The sequence below is a fragment of the Mesorhizobium metallidurans STM 2683 genome, assembly GCF_000350085.1.
GTDB lineage: Bacteria > Pseudomonadota > Alphaproteobacteria > Rhizobiales > Rhizobiaceae > Mesorhizobium > Mesorhizobium metallidurans.
Genome location: NZ_CAUM01000085.1, coordinates 1 through 15,514, shown reverse-complemented (window position 1 = coordinate 15,514; position 15,514 = coordinate 1). Strand labels below are relative to the sequence as shown.

General features: G+C 63.4%; 17 protein-coding genes and 1 pseudogene. 5 read left to right on the top strand and 13 right to left on the bottom strand.

Features of this window, described 5'->3' with window-relative positions; all coding sequences use genetic code 11:
- Positions 1–43: 43 nt before the first annotated feature.
- From MESS2_RS13825 to MESS2_RS13810, 4 genes are all read right to left on the bottom strand, one after another.
- On the bottom strand, positions 44–391 hold the full coding sequence (locus MESS2_RS13825; RefSeq protein WP_008874952.1) for an antibiotic biosynthesis monooxygenase: 348 nt from the start codon (positions 389–391) through the stop codon (positions 44–46).
- A gap of 160 nt (positions 392–551) precedes the next feature.
- Positions 552–2,438, bottom strand: a complete 1,887-nt coding sequence (locus tag MESS2_RS13820; RefSeq protein ID WP_008874951.1) for an ABCB family ABC transporter ATP-binding protein/permease — start codon at positions 2,436–2,438, stop codon at positions 552–554.
- Between the two features lie 15 nt (positions 2,439–2,453).
- Positions 2,454–2,786 carry an ArsR/SmtB family transcription factor gene (locus MESS2_RS13815; RefSeq protein ID WP_008874950.1) on the bottom strand — a complete coding sequence of 111 codons (333 nt, stop codon included), beginning with the start codon at positions 2,784–2,786 and terminating at the stop codon, positions 2,454–2,456.
- 63 nt (positions 2,787–2,849) lie between these two features.
- A complete protein-coding gene (locus MESS2_RS13810) occupies positions 2,850–4,223 on the bottom strand; it encodes an Ig-like domain-containing protein (RefSeq protein WP_008874949.1) in 1,374 nt (457 codons plus the stop codon).
- A gap of 147 nt (positions 4,224–4,370) precedes the next feature.
- On the opposite strand from MESS2_RS13810, the gene MESS2_RS13805 reads away from it, so the two are divergent.
- Both MESS2_RS13805 and MESS2_RS31070 read left to right on the top strand, forming a co-directional pair.
- A complete protein-coding gene (locus MESS2_RS13805) occupies positions 4,371–4,982 on the top strand; it encodes an LOG family protein (protein WP_008874948.1) in 612 nt (203 codons plus the stop codon).
- A gap of 30 nt (positions 4,983–5,012) precedes the next feature.
- Positions 5,013–5,828: pseudogene (locus MESS2_RS31070) on the top strand (CorA family divalent cation transporter); the annotation flags it as partial.
- A gap of 159 nt (positions 5,829–5,987) precedes the next feature.
- On the opposite strand, the gene rarD reads toward MESS2_RS31070, so the two are convergent.
- The 8 genes from rarD to cysS form a co-directional block, all read right to left on the bottom strand.
- Positions 5,988–6,896 carry an EamA family transporter RarD gene (gene rarD / locus MESS2_RS13795; RefSeq protein ID WP_008874947.1) on the bottom strand — a complete coding sequence of 303 codons (909 nt, stop codon included), beginning with the start codon at positions 6,894–6,896 and terminating at the stop codon, positions 5,988–5,990.
- A gap of 83 nt (positions 6,897–6,979) precedes the next feature.
- Positions 6,980–8,596 (bottom strand): citramalate synthase, encoded by a 1,617-nt coding sequence (cimA, locus tag MESS2_RS13790; protein ID WP_008874945.1) that lies wholly within the window; start codon positions 8,594–8,596, stop codon positions 6,980–6,982.
- A 206-nt stretch (positions 8,597–8,802) separates the two neighbouring features.
- The gene (gene pip, locus MESS2_RS13785; RefSeq protein ID WP_040593030.1) at positions 8,803–9,762 is read right to left on the bottom strand and encodes a prolyl aminopeptidase; all 960 of its coding nucleotides are present in this window, start codon (positions 9,760–9,762) and stop codon (positions 8,803–8,805) included.
- A gap of 41 nt (positions 9,763–9,803) precedes the next feature.
- Positions 9,804–10,280, bottom strand: a complete 477-nt coding sequence (locus MESS2_RS13780) for a GFA family protein (protein WP_083918508.1) — start codon at positions 10,278–10,280, stop codon at positions 9,804–9,806.
- Positions 10,277–10,768, bottom strand: a complete 492-nt coding sequence (locus tag MESS2_RS13775) for a GFA family protein (RefSeq protein ID WP_008874941.1) — start codon at positions 10,766–10,768, stop codon at positions 10,277–10,279. The genes MESS2_RS13780 and MESS2_RS13775 overlap by 4 nt, the downstream gene beginning before the upstream one ends.
- Before the next feature lie 6 nt (positions 10,769–10,774).
- A complete protein-coding gene (locus MESS2_RS13770) occupies positions 10,775–11,161 on the bottom strand; it encodes a VOC family protein (protein ID WP_008874940.1) in 387 nt (128 codons plus the stop codon).
- A 61-nt stretch (positions 11,162–11,222) separates the two neighbouring features.
- On the bottom strand, positions 11,223–11,564 hold the full coding sequence (locus MESS2_RS13765; RefSeq protein WP_008874939.1) for an endonuclease domain-containing protein: 342 nt from the start codon (positions 11,562–11,564) through the stop codon (positions 11,223–11,225).
- A gap of 114 nt (positions 11,565–11,678) precedes the next feature.
- Positions 11,679–13,115, bottom strand: coding sequence for a cysteine--tRNA ligase (gene cysS, locus MESS2_RS13760; protein WP_008874938.1), 1,437 nt, complete (start codon positions 13,113–13,115; stop codon positions 11,679–11,681).
- Between the two features lie 164 nt (positions 13,116–13,279).
- Here cysS and MESS2_RS32720 point away from each other — a divergent pair, with 164 nt between their 5' ends.
- On the top strand, positions 13,280–13,666 hold the full coding sequence (locus MESS2_RS32720; RefSeq protein WP_040593028.1) for a hypothetical protein: 387 nt from the start codon (positions 13,280–13,282) through the stop codon (positions 13,664–13,666).
- Between the two features lie 67 nt (positions 13,667–13,733).
- Here the strand turns inward: MESS2_RS32720 and MESS2_RS13750 are convergent, their stop codons facing one another.
- Positions 13,734–14,495, bottom strand: a complete 762-nt coding sequence (locus MESS2_RS13750; RefSeq protein WP_008874936.1) for an SOS response-associated peptidase — start codon at positions 14,493–14,495, stop codon at positions 13,734–13,736.
- 119 nt (positions 14,496–14,614) lie between these two features.
- Between MESS2_RS13750 and MESS2_RS13745 the strand changes: the two genes are divergently transcribed.
- Together MESS2_RS13745 and MESS2_RS13740 are read left to right on the top strand one after the other, a co-directional pair.
- On the top strand, positions 14,615–15,031 hold the full coding sequence (locus MESS2_RS13745; protein ID WP_008874935.1) for an NUDIX hydrolase: 417 nt from the start codon (positions 14,615–14,617) through the stop codon (positions 15,029–15,031).
- Positions 15,032–15,081: 50 nt separating this feature from the next.
- Positions 15,082–15,459 (top strand): TIGR02301 family protein, encoded by a 378-nt coding sequence (locus tag MESS2_RS13740; protein WP_008874934.1) that lies wholly within the window; start codon positions 15,082–15,084, stop codon positions 15,457–15,459.
- Positions 15,460–15,514 lie beyond the last annotated feature (55 nt).

Below are 15,514 nucleotides of genomic sequence, written 5' to 3'. Positions count from 1 at the left end.
GGGAGAGGCTGGCCCACCCGGCGCCAGGCGCGCGCTAACCTTCCTACAGCTCGGGCAAGCGTTGATAGTTGGCGATGTCGGCCCGCACACCGAGCCGGGCGATCGTCTCCTGCGGGTTGAAGCCCGCCTGCTCATGCGCCGCCTTGACGATCGGCACGACGTTGTCGATGGCTGCCTGGTTCTCCCATTCGACGATGGTGACGAGGTTGAATTCGCCCGGCCCCGAGAATTGCTCGAGCAGGAAATCCTGCACGAAGCCTTGCTGAAGGCGCAGCAATTCATGCGTCGCCCTGACCTTGCGCAGTATCTCCTCGCGTGCCTCGGCCGGGACGACGAACTTGTCGACCCTGAACACGCTGTCATTGCCAAGCTTTTGATTCAGTTGATCCATTTCCACTATCTCCGATCTCTTGATTGACCATGATCTCTAGAACCGGTTCGCGATCATGGTCAGCGATAGGCGCATCACGCACTTCGATCGGCGATGTACGATCTCAACCTGAGTTGAGGTCAAGCGGGAATTTCGGCCTCCTTGTGGGAGAAGGGGAGGCTCAACTCACCTCCGTAGTGCGCCGCCGCACCACCACACCCAGCTCGTCGGTCTCGCGGACGATGCGCAGCCGCTCCTCGGCCTCGGTCGCCTCGCGCTGGCGGTCCCACATCGAGGCGTAGAGGCCGTGCTTGCGCAGCAGATCGGCATGGGTGCCGCGCTCGGCGATCTGGCCGTCCTTGAGCACGATGATCTCGTCGGCCGTGATCACCGTCGACAGCCGATGGGCAATGACGATGGTGGTGCGGCCCTGGCTGACCAGATCGAGCGCGGCCTGGATTTCCTGTTCGGTGTGGCTGTCCAGCGCCGATGTCGCCTCGTCGAGGATCAGGATCGGCGGCGCCTTCAGGATGGTGCGGGCGATCGCCACACGCTGCTTCTCGCCGCCGGAAAGTTTCAGTCCGCGCTCTCCGACCATCGAACGGTAGCCGTCGGGCAGCCGCTCAATGAAAGGCCCGATCTGGGCAAGCTCGGCCGCCTTGCGCACGTCTTCCTCGCTGGCGTCGATGCGGCCGTAGCGGATGTTGTAGGCGATGGTGTCGTTGAACAGCACGGTGTCCTGCGGCACCATGCCGATCGATGCGCGCAGGCTCTCCTGCGTCACGTCCCTGACATCCTGATCGTCGATCAGCACCTGGCCATCCTGAATGTCGTAGAAGCGGAACAGCAGCCGCGAAATGGTCGACTTGCCGGCGCCCGATGGCCCGACGATGGCGACCGTCTTGCCGGCCGGCACTTCAAAGCTGACGCCTTTCAGGATCTTGCGGTTGGGATCGTAGGAGAAATGCACGTCGCGGAATTCGATCTTGCCGGCCGAGACGGCGAGCGGCTTGGCGTCTGGTTTGTCGACGATCTCCTGGCGGACATCGAGCAGGTCGAACATCTGCTCGATGTCGGTCAACCCTTGGCGGATTTCGCGATAGATGAAGCCGATGAAGTTGAGCGGCACCGAAAGCTGCATCAGCATGGCGTTGATGAAGACGAAGTCGCCGACCGTCTGGGTGCCGGCCTGCACCTCCAGCGCCGACATGCACATGACGACGACCGTGCCGAGGCCGAAGATGATGCCCTGGCCGAAGTTCAGCCAGCCAAGCGAGGTCCAGATCCTGGTCGCTGATATCTCGTAGCGCGCCATCGAGCGGTCGAAGCGCTCGGCCTCCATCGCCTCGTTGCCGAAATATTTGACGGTTTCGAAATTCAGCAGCGAATCGATCGCCTTGGTGTTGGCGTCGGTGTCGCTGTCGTTCATGTCACGGCGGATGGTGATGCGCCAATCGCTCGCCTTCACCGTGAACCAGACATAGACCCATACGGTCACGGCAACGACGGCAACGTATTTCCAGCCATAGGTGAAGGCGAATATCCCGGCTGTCAGCGCGAATTCGAGAATGGTCGGCGCCGTGTTGAGCATGATGAAGCGAACGATCGTCTCGATGCCCTTGGTGCCGCGCTCGATGATCCTCGACAGGCCGCCGGTGCGGCGCTCGAGATGAAAGCGCAGCGACAATTCATGCATGTGGACGAAGGTGCGGAAAGCGAGCTGGCGCACCGCATACTGCCCAACGCGGGCAAACAGCGCGTCGCGCAACTGGTTGAAGCCGAGTTGGACGAGACGCAGAAAATTGTAGGCGATCACGAGAGCGACCGGCGCCAGAAGGAAAGCCGGCAGCGGCGGCAGAGCAGCGCCTTGCCCCGCCAGTGCATTGGTTGCCCATTTGAAAAAGTACGGTCCGGCGACCAGCACGAGTTTGGCGACGACAAGCAGCAAGGTCGCCCAGGTTACGCGCCAGCGCAGGTCCGGGCGATCGGCCGGATACATATACGGCCACAGATTGCGCAGTGTATCGAAGGTCGAGCCGGACTCGGCGGAGACGGTTTTATCGGCCATTTTCTTGTCCTATTCTCAGCAGCCGGAGCAGCAGGAATTGACGAGCGTGGTCAGCGACGCTGAAAGACCGGCGAGCGCTTCACGGTCGACCTGATAGCGCGAGCGCTGGCGGTCGGGCTCGTAGCGGACCAGACCGGCATCGACCAATATCTTCAGGTGCTGGGAAACGGTGGACTGAGCCAGGTCGAGATGATCAACAACCTCCCGGCAGCAGCACGAGCGGCTGGCCGACAAATGTTTGAGGATTTCGATGCGCGCCGGATGCGAAAGCGCGGCGAGCTTCGTGGCAACGACCTGGCTGTCGGCGGAGCCGCAGGTGTTCCGCGCCTCGGTCAGGGGGAGATTCATCGTTTATCGACGATAGACGATGAACGAACTTTCTGCAAGACCAAGGAAAGAAGAAAAAGATTTCTACTCAGTCTTAGTGGGGGCCGTCTTCATCTGGTCGCCCATCGCCTTGAGGTTGGCGGGTTCGCCTTCCTTCGACTTTTGCGGAACCTTGAACACCTGCCCCGGCCAGATGCGGTCGGGATCGGCGATCTGATCCTGGTTGGCGAGATAAATGGTCGAATAGCGCATGCCCTGGCCATAGACCCGCCGCGAAATCCGCCACAGCGTGTCGCGGCGGCGGATGATGACGGCGCTGTCGGCTTGCTCGAGCTTGGGCGCCACCGTCTCGGGAACTTCAGCTGGCGGCGTGGCAGGCTGGGTTGCCGGCGCTTCGGCGGCAGCGACCGTCGGCTCGGCCGGCTTCGGCTTAGCTGGCTTGGCCACGGCGGCGACCGCCTCACCCGGCTCGCGCTCGAACGGCACGGCGGCGCGGGCCACCACCTTGACCCCGTCGGCGTCGAGCGCATCGACACGGATGGTGTAGGCGCCGACAGGAATGTCGCGCGTCGCCTCGACCAGAAAACGGCCATCGGGCGAGGTTTTTGCGCCGCCAAGCAGGATGTCGTTGGCATAGGCGCGAACCTTGTGGCCGGGATCGGCGATGCCGGCGACGAAGATCTTGTTGCCGTCGATCTCGACTGCCTCGACGACGATCTTGGGTTCGGCCGCCGCCGCGGCAAGTGCCGGAGGCGTTGCCGGAGGCGGCGCAGGCGCGGCTTCCGCCACAGCCGGGGCAGCAGGCGCTGCGGTGGCGGGCGCTTCCGTCGCCGGAGCAGCCGCCTGCTCGCCGGCAGGCGGTGTTTCGGGCTTTGTCTCGGGTGCCGGAACCGTCAGCAGTTCAGACGGCTTGCCCGGTTCCTCGACCATGGCCAGCACCTGGCCCGCCGGATTCTGGGGAATGGAGACGACAGCGGTCTGCGCCGAGTTGATCACCGCAGTGCCGGTCGAGCGCAGCATGATCGTATAGTCGCCAGGCTTCAGCGGATCGTCGAGAACGATGGCAAAGGCGCCGTCCGGACCGGCGACCGTCGAGCCAAGAACCGTCGAACCATTGAGAACCTCGACCTTGGCACCGGGCGCCGCGTTGCCGGCAATGACGATGGAGCCGTTGCCTTCGACCCGCACGATGTCGAAGGTCGGCGCGATCGGACCAGTCTCGGCGGATGCAGCTGGTGCGGCCGCATCCGGTGCAGCCGGCGTCATCGTGTTGGTGCCGGGCGCGGGTGCGGCCGGTGTCTTCGCGTCGGTGGTTGCTGGGGGCGTCAGCGCCGCCACTTCCGCCGGCGGCGTGCGATTGAGATATGGGTCGAGCGCGCCCGATACATAGGCAGTTCCTGCGGCCGCAACGGTCCCACCCGCCGCGAACAAAAACGCCTTCAATGGATTAATTGCCATAGTTCCTTGCCCCTTAGCCACCTAACGCCGGTCTAGCCTGTTTTGCCCATACCGACAAGAAAAAGGGGCCGACACGAAAAGGGACCGACAAGAAAAAGCGCTCCTCGGACTTGACCATGTCTGTCGTCCCTATCACCAATCATCGGCATGAACACGATTCGATCCGTCTGCGTCTATTGCGGCTCGTCTCCGGGCCGCGATGAAACCTACGCCAAGGCCGGGCACCTGCTTGGCCGCTCGATTGCCAGATCCGGCCTGCGTCTGATCTATGGCGGCGGCACCAAAGGCATCATGGGAGCCGTCGCCGACGGCGCCTTGCGGGCTGGCGGCAAGGTGACCGGCATCATCCCGCGCTTCCTGATCAACAGGGAAGCAACCGAAACCGCGCTTGACCGGCTCGATGAACTCGTGATCACCGACAACATGCACGAGCGCAAGCACAGGATGTTCGAAAAATCCGACGCCTTTGTGGCGCTGCCGGGCGGCATCGGCACGGTCGAGGAGATCGTCGAGATCATGACCTGGGGCCAGCTCGGCCACCACCGCAAGCCGATCGTCTTCGCCAACATCAAGGGGTTCTGGGATCCGATGCTTTCGCTGCTCGACCACATGTCGGCCGAAGGCTTCATCCATACCGCCCAGCGTGTCAAGCCGCTGGTGGTCGACGACCCGGAAGCCATCGTCGCCGCGATCATGGTGGCGGGATCCTCGGTCGATGCGCCAACCGAGGGCGTGCAATCGGTGATCGACAAAATGTAGGGGAATAAGGCAGTAGGGCAGTAGGGCGATATGTTTAAAGGGCGCTCGAACCTCTGCCCTACTGCCCTACTGCCCTACTGCCCTACTGCCCTACTGCCCTACTGCCCTACTGCCCTACTGCCCTACTGCCCTACTGCCCTACTGCCCCCCGACATGCGTGCTCGCCACGAGATCGCCGCCGATCTGGCCTTGCCGTCGCCCGTGCGAGAGGCCTTCCTGTCCGCCAGCCATGGCTGCCACATCGACCTCGAGGATGATTGGCTCTATGGCGACCTGCCGGATCTGCGCCACGACTATTCGGCGGAAGCGGGCGGACTTGGCCATTTCCGCTTCGCCCTCAACGACACGACGCTGGTCGGCGCCCGCAAGCAGCCGCTGGAGTCGGTCGACAATATCCGCAAGGCGATCGAGAACGGATCGCGCAAGTTCCGCTCGCCGGCCGAACTGATCGAGGCCGTCGTTGGCCAGTCGTTCGATGGCATGGTGGCGGAACTCACTGGCCTCGGCGACACGCTCGATGGCATCGAGGACCGTATCGTCTGCGACGCGTGGCACAATGCGCGGCAGGCGCTTGTCGACGCGCGCCGGCGTCTGGTGGTGATCCACCGGCAGATGGCGACGCTGAGCAATCTGTTCCGCCATCTCGACCATTCGCATCGCAACGACCTGCCCGACACAATCAACGACATGGCGGCGCGGCTGTCGCACCGGGCGCACACGCTCTATCACGACGGCGAACAATTGCAGGCGCGCGCCCGGCTGTTGCAGGACGAATTGATGGCCAAGCTGACGACGGAGTCGAACCGCTTGCTTTACGTGCTCTCGGTGATGACGGCGGTGCTGCTGCCGATGACCGTCATCTCGGGCCTGTTCGGCATGAATGTCGGCGGTCTGCCGTTCCTACGCCTTCCGGCTTCTGGATCGTCACCCTGTTTTCCTTCGCGGTGGCGGCCATGGTTTTCTTCGTCGTTACGCGGCTGGGCCGCAACCTCTAAAGCGTCGCGTTCAAGCCTTTCTCGCCGAGGTGAACATCGACCAGGAGTAGATCGCCAGCGCCGTCCAGATGAGGCCGAAGGCGATGGCCTGGGTGCCGCCGAAGGGTTCGCCGAAAATCAGCACCGCGATCAGGAAAACAATGGTCGGCGCAATATACTGCATGATGCCGATGGTGGAGAGGCGCAGCAGCCTCGCGCCAAACGCGAACAACAGCAGCGGCACGGCGGTGACGGGGCCGCAGCCGATGAGCAGCGCGGTGTCGACGGCATTGCCTGTTGTAAAATGATCCCGCCCGCTGGCGATCAGGAAGACGATGTAGGCCAGCGCCGGCACCGACAGCAAAAGCACTTCGAGCAGAAAGCCCTGGCTCGGGCCGATCGGCAGCGTCTTGCGGAAAAAGCCATAGGCGGCGAAGGAAAAGGCCAGCGCCAGCGACACCCAGGGCAGCTTGCCGGCCTCAACGGTCAGCACCGCTACCGCGACTGCCGCCAGCACCACTGCTGCTATCTGCAGTCTGTTCAGCCGCTCACCAAGCAGCAGCGCGCCGACGACAACGCTGACCAGCGGGTTGATGTAGTAGCCGAGCGCGGTCTCGATGGTGCGGTCGACCGCGATCGCCCAGACATAGATGCCCCAATTGACCGAGATCAGCGCCGCCGTCAACGCCGCCATCGAGATGGTGCGCGGCGAGCGGATTGCGGCCTTGAAGTCCGCGGTACGGCCGGCCCAGACAAGGACGGCGGCGGCGATCGGCACCGACCACACGATGCGATGCGCAATGACTTCCGCCAGCGGCAGATGCGCGACCGCCTTCATATAGAAAGGCAGCAGCCCCCACAGGAGATAGGCGCCCAGCGCCAGGAGAAAGCCGCGACGGGCCTTGGAGTCGTCGTCCAGGGAGAGTGCTTCGGTAGCCATGGCCCAACGCTATGCGCCAGCCGTCCTGCCAAGACCATCGCAAATTACTGATGGATCAATGGACTTTCGCTGATGGTTCAAGACTACTCGGCTGCCACCAGCCCGGCCATATCACGGTTCTTCATCAACTTGTAGACGATCGAATCCATCAGCGCCTGGAACGAAGCGTCGATGATGTTTTCGGAGACGCCGACCGTCCACCAGCGGGCGCCGGTGGCATCATGCGACTCGACCAGCACGCGGGTGATCGCCTCGGTGCCGCCATTGAGGATACGCACCTTGAAGTCGGCGAGTTCGAGGTCGGCGATCTCGTTCTGGTACTTGCCGAGATCCTTGCGTAGCGCGATGTCGAGCGCGTTGACCGGGCCGTGCCCTTCGGCCACCGACATCTTCTCCTCGCCGTCGACCAGCACCTTGACGATCGCCTCGGAGACCGTCTTCAGGTTGCCGTTGGCGTCGAAGCGGCGCTCGACCATGCAGCGGAACGAGGTGACGGCGAAGAACTCCGGCAGGCCGTGCAGCATCTTGCGCGCCAAAAGCTCGAAAGACGCGTCGGCGCCTTCATAGGCGTAGCCCTCGGCCTCGCGTTCCTTGACCACTGATATCAGCGCGTCGAGCCGATGGTCGTCCTTCGGCACGTCGATGCCGCGCCGCTTCAATTCGGCGAGGAAATTGGCCTTCCCGCCCTGGTCGGAGACCATGACGCGGCGGCGGTTGCCGACGGCTTCGGGGGGCACATGCTCATAGGTCGCCGGCTCCTTGGCCAGCGCCGAAGCATGGATGCCGGCCTTGGTGGCGAAGGCGGAGGCGCCGACATAGGGCGCCTGCGCTTCCGGGGCGCGGTTCAGCAATTCGTCGAACGCGCGCGACAGCCGCGATATGCCGCTCAGCGCCTCGGCCGAAATGCCCGTTTCGAAGCGGTCGGCGAAAGCCGGCTTCAACGCCAGCGTCGGCACGATCGAGATCAGGTTGGCGTTGCCGCAGCGCTCGCCGATGCCGTTCAGCGTGCCCTGGATCTGGCGCACGCCGACTTCGACGGCGGCCAGCGAATTCGCCACCGCCTGGCCGGTGTCGTCATGGGCATGGATGCCGAGATGGTCGCCTGGAATGCCCGAAGCAATGACCTTCTCGACGATGGCGCGGACTTCCGAGGGCTGCGTGCCGCCGTTGGTGTCGCACAGCACCACCCAGCGCGCGCCGGCCTCGAAGGCGGTCTTTGCGCAGGCCAGCGCATAGGAGGCATTGGCCTTGAAGCCGTCGAAGAAATGCTCGCAGTCGACCATCGCTTCCTTGCCAGCGTCAACCGCCGCTTCAACCGAGACCTTGATGGAGTCGAGGTTTTCCTCGTTGGTGCAGCCGAGCGCGACACGGACATGGTAGTCCCAGCTCTTGGCGACGAAGCAGATGGCGTCCGACTGCGACCGGACGAGTGCGGCAAGGCCCGGATCGTTGGAAGCCGACACGCCTGCCCGCTTGGTCATGCCGAAAGCGACGAATTTGGCGCTGGCCGTGCGCTTCTTCTGGAAGAACGCGGTATCGGTCGGGTTGGCGCCGGGATAGCCGCCCTCGACATAGTCGATGCCGAACTCATCGAGCAATTTGGCGATGGCGATCTTGTCCTCGACCGAAAAGTCGATGCCCGGTGTCTGCTGGCCATCGCGCAGGGTGGTGTCGAAGAGATAGAGGTGTTGCTTTTTCATCGTCCTGTGGGCGCTTGAACGCCCCCCTCTGTCCTACCGGACATCTCCCCCTCAAGGGGGGAAATCGGCAGTTCGAATGTCCCGCCATCACCTGCGACGCCAAAAATTTGCGAAACCCCGGGCGACTGCCAATCTCCCTCCTTGAGGGGGAGATGCCAAGTGGTGGCAAAGAGGGCAGGCCAGAGGGGGGTAAGCGCCGGCATCGGTTAGACCTTCCCCGCAAACTTATCCGTCGCCCGGATCAGCCGGTCGAGAATCCCGGGCTCGGAATAGGCATGGCCGGCGCCCTCGATCAAATGGAAGTCCGCCTTTGGCCAGGCCTTGTGCAGCGCCCAGGCGTAGCGCGCCGGGCACGGCATGTCGTAGCGGCCGTGGATGATGGTGCCGGGGATATCCCTGAGCTTGTACGCATCGCGCAGCAATTGCCCTTCCTCCAGCCAGCCGGCGTGGACGAAATAATGGTTCTCGATACGGGCGAAGGCGACGGCGTAGTCGTCCTCGCCGAACGGGCCGCTGGTTTCGGGGTCCGGCAGCAGCGTGATGGTCTCACCCTCCCACAGGCTCCAGGCGCGGGCAGCCTCGATCTGCGCCTTGCGGTCGCTGCCGACCAGCCGCTTGCGGTAGGCGGTCATCATGTCGCCGCGCTCGGCTACCGGGATCGGCGCCAGGAAGCGCTCCCATTTGTCGGGAAACATCTCGGAGACGCCGAACTGATAATACCATTCGAGCTCGGCGCGCGTCAGCGTGTAGATGCCGCGCACGACCAGTTCGCTGACGCGGTCGGGGTGCGTCTGAGCATAGGCGAGCGCCAGCGTCGAGCCCCACGAGCCGCCGAAGACCAGCCATTTGTCGAAGCCGCACATCTGACGCAGCCGCTCGATGTCGGCGACCAGGTGCCAGGTGGTGTTGGCCTCGAGCGAGGCGTTGGGCGTCGACTTGCCGCAGCCGCGCTGGTCGAACAGGATGACGTCGTAGAGTTTCGGATCGAACAGCCGCCGGTGCTTTGGCGAGGTGGTGCCGCCCGGACCGCCATATAGGAACACCGCCGGCTTGGCGCCTTTGGTGCCGCAGCGCTCCCAATAGACCTGATGGCCGTCGCCGACATCGAGCATGCCGGACTCGAAGGCCTCGATCTCGGGATAGAGGCTTCGCAATTCATTGTTCATGGATTCTGAGCTCACAGCTTCCGCCCTCATAGCTTCCGGGCTCATAGTTTCAGGCCCTGCTGCGGCCAGTTGGCCGTCTCGTGATCGGGATGCTGGAAGGAGATGATCTGCTCCTGCCTCGCATAGTAATCCGGATCGTCATGGACCGGCGCGTCGAAGATCGTCTCCACCCAGGGCAGCCTGGCGGCGTAATTGACCTGGATCCGCGGTGCGAGGTCGGAGCGGTCGTCGAAGGCGCCGATGGCGATTTCGAGCCCGCCGGGCTGGCGATAGGTCAGCGGCGTGCCGCAGCGGGCGCAGAAGCCGCGATCGATATTGACCGACGACTGGAAATAGCTCGGCTCCTCATGGGTCCACTCGACGCCATCCTTCGGCACCGTCACCAGCGCGCCGAAGAAGGAGCCGAACTGTTTCTGGCACATGCGGCAATGGCAGATGGAGGGGCGGCCGAGCGCGCCCTTGATGCGGAAACGCACGGCGCCGCACTGGCAGCCGCCGGTTCGAACTTTCTCGGTCATGATCTTTCCTTTGGCGGCCATTGTTCGGTGTCGTGGTCGGGATGCTGGTAGGAGACGAGTTCGGCGAGATAGGGGGCCGATGAGATGTCGGCCATGGTGTCCTCGCCCGGCAATTCGTGGATGCGGTCGACATAGGCGAGTTTTGCTTCGGTGCCCCACTGGATGGTCGGCACGACCCCGGTCGGGTCGTCGAAGGCGGCGATGGCAAGCGCGACGCCGTCGGGCGCCTCGAAGGTCAGCGGCGTGCCGCAATCGGCGCAAAAACCGCGCCAGGCGGCGCTGGAAGAGCGGAACCGCTTCGGCTCGCCGCGCGTCCAGTCGAGCTTGGCGCCACCCACGGACACCAGCGGCAGGTAGAAATTGCCGCTTGCCTTCTGGCACATGCGGCAATGGCAGACAGAGGCGTCAGCCAGCGGGCCCTCGACGCGGAAGCGCACGGCGCCGCACTGGCAGCCACCCGTATAGACCGGCCGGTTGTCGAGGCTCATCGCACGTCACTCCGGAGCATGGCAGACCGCCTCGACATTGTTGCCGTCGGGATCGAAGACGAAGGCGCCGTAATAGTTCGGATGGTAGTGCGGGCGCAGCCCCGGTCCGCCATTGTCGCTGCCGCCGGCAGCGATTGCCGCGGCGTGGAAGGCATCGACTTCGGCGCGGCTGCGCGCGGTGAAAGCGACGTGCTGGTGGTCCCTCGGTCTGTCCTTGCCGGCACTCAGCCAGAACACCGGCCTGTCGCGGCCATAGCCGCCGACCTTGGCGCCGCCCGTATATTCCGTGGGCACCATATAGAGCAGCGACGCGCCGAGCGGCGCCATCGCCTTGTCGTAGAATGTCTTCGATGCGTCGAAATCGGAAACGGTGATGCCGAGATGGTCGATCATGGAACTGCCTCCCTTGCTGGTTCGCCAACCGGCGTTTCGGCACCGGTCAGACCGGCCTTAATCACAATGTGCTGGCAGACATGTCGATATCGCGGATGACGTCGTCGTTCCAGAAGCGCAGGATGGTCCAGCCGCTGGCCCTCAAGTAGGCGCTTCGTACCTCGTCACGCTCGACATTTTCGGGATCCGCGTGCTGGCTGCCGTCAACCTCGACGATCAAGCTGCGCGTCGAGCAGGCAAAATCAACGATGTACGGTCCAATCGGCATCTGACGGCGAAAGCTCAGCCCCATCAGCCGGTGCGCGCGAAGCTCATTCCAGAGTTTCAGCTCCGCGTCGGTCATCACGCGACGCATGGATTTTGCGTTCTTGCGCTGACGTGATGGAACGAGATCGTGACCCATCAAACGCTCCCGCGTTGCAGATTGGCGGGAACCGCGGTGACAGCCGATCTCCCCCCTTGCGGGGGAGATTGGCTGTCATCGGCGCTTTCGCCAATCGCCTGTCTCGCGCCACCCTCACCGCTTGACCTCCCAGGTCGTCACGCGTCCGCCGGTGACCGGATCCTTGCCGTCCTTCAACTGCACGCCCTGCGCCAAAAGCTCATCGCGGATGCGGTCGGCCTCGGCCCAGTTCCTGGAGGCGATCAGTTCCAGGCGCTTGGCGATGGCTCTGGCGATCTCGCCTTCGTCAACCTTGGCCGCGCCGACGTCGAAGCCGAGGAACGATAGCGACGCCTTCACCGAAGCGGCGGCATCGTTGCCCTCTGCCGCCTCAGCCGCAAGCTGCGTCAGCACCTGGAACGCGGCATAGGTGGCAAGATCATCCGACAGGGCGTCCAGCACTGCCACGGGCAATTGCCGTGCTGCCACCGGCGCCAGATCCGCGGCGCGTTTCCATTTGCGCAGGGTGTTTTCCGCTTCTTCCAGCTTGCGCACGGAAAAGTCGATCGGCTCGCGATAATGCGTCATCAGCATCGCCAGCCTGAGCACCTCGCCCGGCCATTTGCGACCGCCGAAAGTTTCGGTCTCCAAGAGCTCGTTGATCGAATAGAAATTGCCCAGGCTCTTGGACATCTTCTGTCCCTCGACCTGCAGGAAGCCGTTGTGCATCCACACCTTGGCCATCATTTCGGTGCCATGGGCGCAGCGCGACTGGGCAATCTCGTTCTCGTGGTGCGGGAAGATCAAATCGAGACCGCCGCCATGGATGTCGAAGACCTCGCCGAGATAGGCGGCAGACATCGCCGAGCACTCGATGTGCCAGCCCGGACGGCCCCTGCCCCACGGACTGTCCCAGCCCGGCTCCTCCGGCGAAGACAGTTTCCACAGCACGAAATCCTGCGGGCTCTTCTTGTGGGCGTCGACGGCAACGCGGGCGCCAGCCTTCTGTTCGTCGAGATTGCGCTTCGACAATTGCCCGTAATCCGGCATCGAGGCGGTGTCGAACAGAACTTCGCCTGCCGCAACATAGGCATGGCCGCGTTCGATCAAGCGTTGAATCAAGGAGATCATATCGGCCTTGCCGTCGGGCCTGGGTTCGACGAATTCGGTGGCGCGAGGCTCGACCGTCGGCTCGAGGCAGCCGAACATCGCCACATCCTTGTGGAACTGATCGGCGGTCTTTTCGGTTACCCTTCGGATCGCCTCGTTCAGCGACAGCTTGCCCGAGGCGATCTCGGCGCCGAAATCACGCAGGGCGCGGTCGTTGATCTTATCGTCGACATCCGTGATGTTGCGCACATACGTGACGTGCTTTTCGCCGTAGAGTTGGCGCAACAGACGGAACAGCACATCGAAGACGATCACCGGCCGCGCATTGCCGATATGGGCGAAGTCGTAGACCGTCGGGCCGCAGACATACATGCGCACATTGCGCGGATCGATCGGAACAAAATCCTCCTTCGTCCGCGTCAGCGTATTGTAGAGGCGCAGGCCCTTCGATGCGTCAGACATTCGTGCCTTCCCGGTCCGGTACTTTTGTTTGGGCTGGGAGTCATCGTCGCCGAGACGCCAGTCAGATTCCAGCCTGCTGGCCGGGGCGTTTGTCCACTCTAGGGAAAGATGAGGCGAAAACGTCCAGACCAGCGCGAGGCTAGCCAATAATGCAAATGCCACAAATGGCGAAAGACGTTTTCATGGGCGGCTTTATCGCCTCACCCGGTGTTGCCGTCAAGTCGCAACAGCAAGCAAAACGCCGCTGGATCACAGGTAATGACGCGCTGAAACATTTTATTAAACATGTCGGCACAGTCATGAAACATTCGCCGGCTAGATCACCAAACGTCACGATTTGGTCGGATTCGACCAGCAAACGCAGACACGAAGACGTTACCAGGGAAGAGAAGACAATGCCTCGAACCAGCCAAGAAACCAACCGCGCCAAGCAACCGACGCTGGCCAGCCAGTACCGGGCGATCGGCCCGGCCGCAATCGTCGCCGCCCTTCTCCACACCGCGAAGAAGAAAAAGCCGGCGCAAAAGATCACATCGCCGCGCGCTGCCTGATGCGACGTCCAGCCGACGCCATGCGCCGGCAATGAGGGCGCCAAAGAGGTGCCAGAAAAAGTAGCAGCTAGAACAAGGTCATCTGGCTGTCGTCCGCGCCGGGCTTCTGGCGCCTGACCTTCTCGGACTCCGGCCCGACGACGCCCCTCACCTGAATCTCCGGTCCGGTGTTGGCGACCTTGTTGACGAGGTCGGAAACCGGGATGGCCTCGAAGAAATCAAGTTGTGCCGGCCGCAACAGATCGGCGAGGTCGCGCGGCTCGAGCGTGCGGCAGTCCAGCCAGCGGGCGAAATCCCGCGGATGGACCACCACCGGCATCCGGTCATGGATGTGGGCGATGTCGGCATTGGCGTTGACGGTCAGGATGGCGCCGGTGTCCATTTCCGAGCCGCCCGGTTCGGCATAGGTCTCGATCAACCCGGCAAAAGCGACCAGCCCGCCATTCCTGGGCCTGATCCAATAGGGCTGCCCCCTCTTGCCACCGGTTTGCTGCCATTCGTAGAACCCCGAGGCCGGCACCAGAGCGCGGCGGTGGCGCATGGCGGCGCGGAACGAGGCCTTTTCCACCGCCCCTTCCGAGCACGCGTTGAACAGCAGCGGAAACTCCCTGGTATCTTTCACCCAGGTGGGGATCAGACCCCAGCGCACCAGCATCGCTTGCCGGTCAGGCAGGTTCGAGCCCGGCGCAAGCGGCGGACCGGCGAGCGCCATCAGCACCGGCTGCGTCGGCGCGATGTTGTAGCGGGCCGGAAAGTCCTCCAGTTCCGCCAGCCCGAGGAAGGCAGCGGTCTGGTCCGGTGTGGCGGTCAGGGCAAAACGTCCGCACATGAAATCAACTTTCGAACTGGTGACATGCGAAAGTGGCGATGGAACCCGCCTTTCGCAACCGCTAAAGCTGTTCACCGACGGCCGGTCCACAACGGGCTATGTCTATCAGGCGGGAACTCATGGAAACACGCAGGACCATTCCGGCAGTCTCGGTCGCCGTCGTGCGTGGCAACACGGTGCTGCTGGTCAAGCGGGCCAGGCCGCCCTCGCAAGGCCTCTACGCCTTCCCGGGTGGCAAGGTCGAAGCCGGCGAGACGCTGGAGGAAGCGGCGGCCCGCGAATTGCTGGAGGAAACCGCCCTGCGCGCGGACGGCTATCGGCCGCTGCGCGAAATTCACATCGACGGAAGCGACGAGAACCATCCGGTCGATTACCGGCTGACGGTGTTCGGCGCGACCTATGCCGATGGCGAGGCGATGGCCAGCGACGATGCCGAGACCGCGGCCTTCTATACGCTCAGCGAAATGAGAACGCTGCCGCTCGCTGGTTCGGTATTTGCGGTCGCCAACGAATTGCTCGGGAATGCAGGTGAATAACCCCGAGAAAATCGCCTTGCGGGCGACAAAATGTTTGGCCACATAGACTTATGACCCGCGCCTCGGTGTTCCTTGCAGCTTGCCTCGCCGCCAGCATGGCTGTCGGCGCGCGGACGGCGTTCAGTGCCGAAGCCCCTTTCGAGCCCGGGCTGATGCGGCTGGCGGAGGTGCTTGGCTCGCTGCATTTCCTGCGCAATCTGTGCGGCGAGAAAGGCGACCAGTGGCGCGTCGAGATGGAGAAGCTGATGGCTTCGGAAAATCCCGACCCGGAGCGGCGCGCCCGCTTCATCGCCAGTTTCAACCGCGGCTATCGCTCCTTCGGCGGCACCTACACGCAATGCACGGCGTCGGCGACGGAAGCCATCAGCCGTTATATGAAGGAAGGCGAAACGCTGTCGCGCGACATCGCCTCGCGCTACGGCAATTGACGCCAATTTCTCGGGCGTCTTCCGTCCCGGCGCCGTTCGCCACATTGGCATTTGA

Bases quoted from the DNA above. Each gene is read 5' to 3' on its own strand.
- MESS2_RS13825 (WP_008874952.1), bottom strand. From the start codon at position 391: ATGGATCAACTGAATCAAAAGCTTGGCAATGACAGCGTGTTCAGGGTC.
- MESS2_RS13820 (WP_008874951.1), bottom strand. From the start codon at position 2,438: ATGGCCGATAAAACCGTCTCCGCCGAGTCCGGCTCGACCTTCGATACA.
- MESS2_RS13815 (WP_008874950.1), bottom strand. From the start codon at position 2,786: ATGAATCTCCCCCTGACCGAGGCGCGGAACACCTGCGGCTCCGCCGAC.
- MESS2_RS13810 (WP_008874949.1), bottom strand. From the start codon at position 4,223: ATGGCAATTAATCCATTGAAGGCGTTTTTGTTCGCGGCGGGTGGGACC.
- MESS2_RS13805 (WP_008874948.1), top strand. From the start codon at position 4,371: ATGAACACGATTCGATCCGTCTGCGTCTATTGCGGCTCGTCTCCGGGC.
- rarD (WP_008874947.1), bottom strand. From the start codon at position 6,896: ATGGCTACCGAAGCACTCTCCCTGGACGACGACTCCAAGGCCCGTCGC.
- cimA (WP_008874945.1), bottom strand. From the start codon at position 8,596: ATGAAAAAGCAACACCTCTATCTCTTCGACACCACCCTGCGCGATGGC.
- pip (WP_040593030.1), bottom strand. From the start codon at position 9,762: ATGAACAATGAATTGCGAAGCCTCTATCCCGAGATCGAGGCCTTCGAG.
- MESS2_RS13780 (WP_083918508.1), bottom strand. From the start codon at position 10,280: ATGACCGAGAAAGTTCGAACCGGCGGCTGCCAGTGCGGCGCCGTGCGT.
- MESS2_RS13775 (WP_008874941.1), bottom strand. From the start codon at position 10,768: ATGAGCCTCGACAACCGGCCGGTCTATACGGGTGGCTGCCAGTGCGGC.
- MESS2_RS13770 (WP_008874940.1), bottom strand. From the start codon at position 11,161: ATGATCGACCATCTCGGCATCACCGTTTCCGATTTCGACGCATCGAAG.
- MESS2_RS13765 (WP_008874939.1), bottom strand. From the start codon at position 11,564: ATGGGTCACGATCTCGTTCCATCACGTCAGCGCAAGAACGCAAAATCC.
- cysS (WP_008874938.1), bottom strand. From the start codon at position 13,115: ATGTCTGACGCATCGAAGGGCCTGCGCCTCTACAATACGCTGACGCGG.
- MESS2_RS32720 (WP_040593028.1), top strand. From the start codon at position 13,280: ATGGCGAAAGACGTTTTCATGGGCGGCTTTATCGCCTCACCCGGTGTT.
- MESS2_RS13750 (WP_008874936.1), bottom strand. From the start codon at position 14,495: ATGTGCGGACGTTTTGCCCTGACCGCCACACCGGACCAGACCGCTGCC.
- MESS2_RS13745 (WP_008874935.1), top strand. From the start codon at position 14,615: ATGGAAACACGCAGGACCATTCCGGCAGTCTCGGTCGCCGTCGTGCGT.
- MESS2_RS13740 (WP_008874934.1), top strand. From the start codon at position 15,082: ATGACCCGCGCCTCGGTGTTCCTTGCAGCTTGCCTCGCCGCCAGCATG.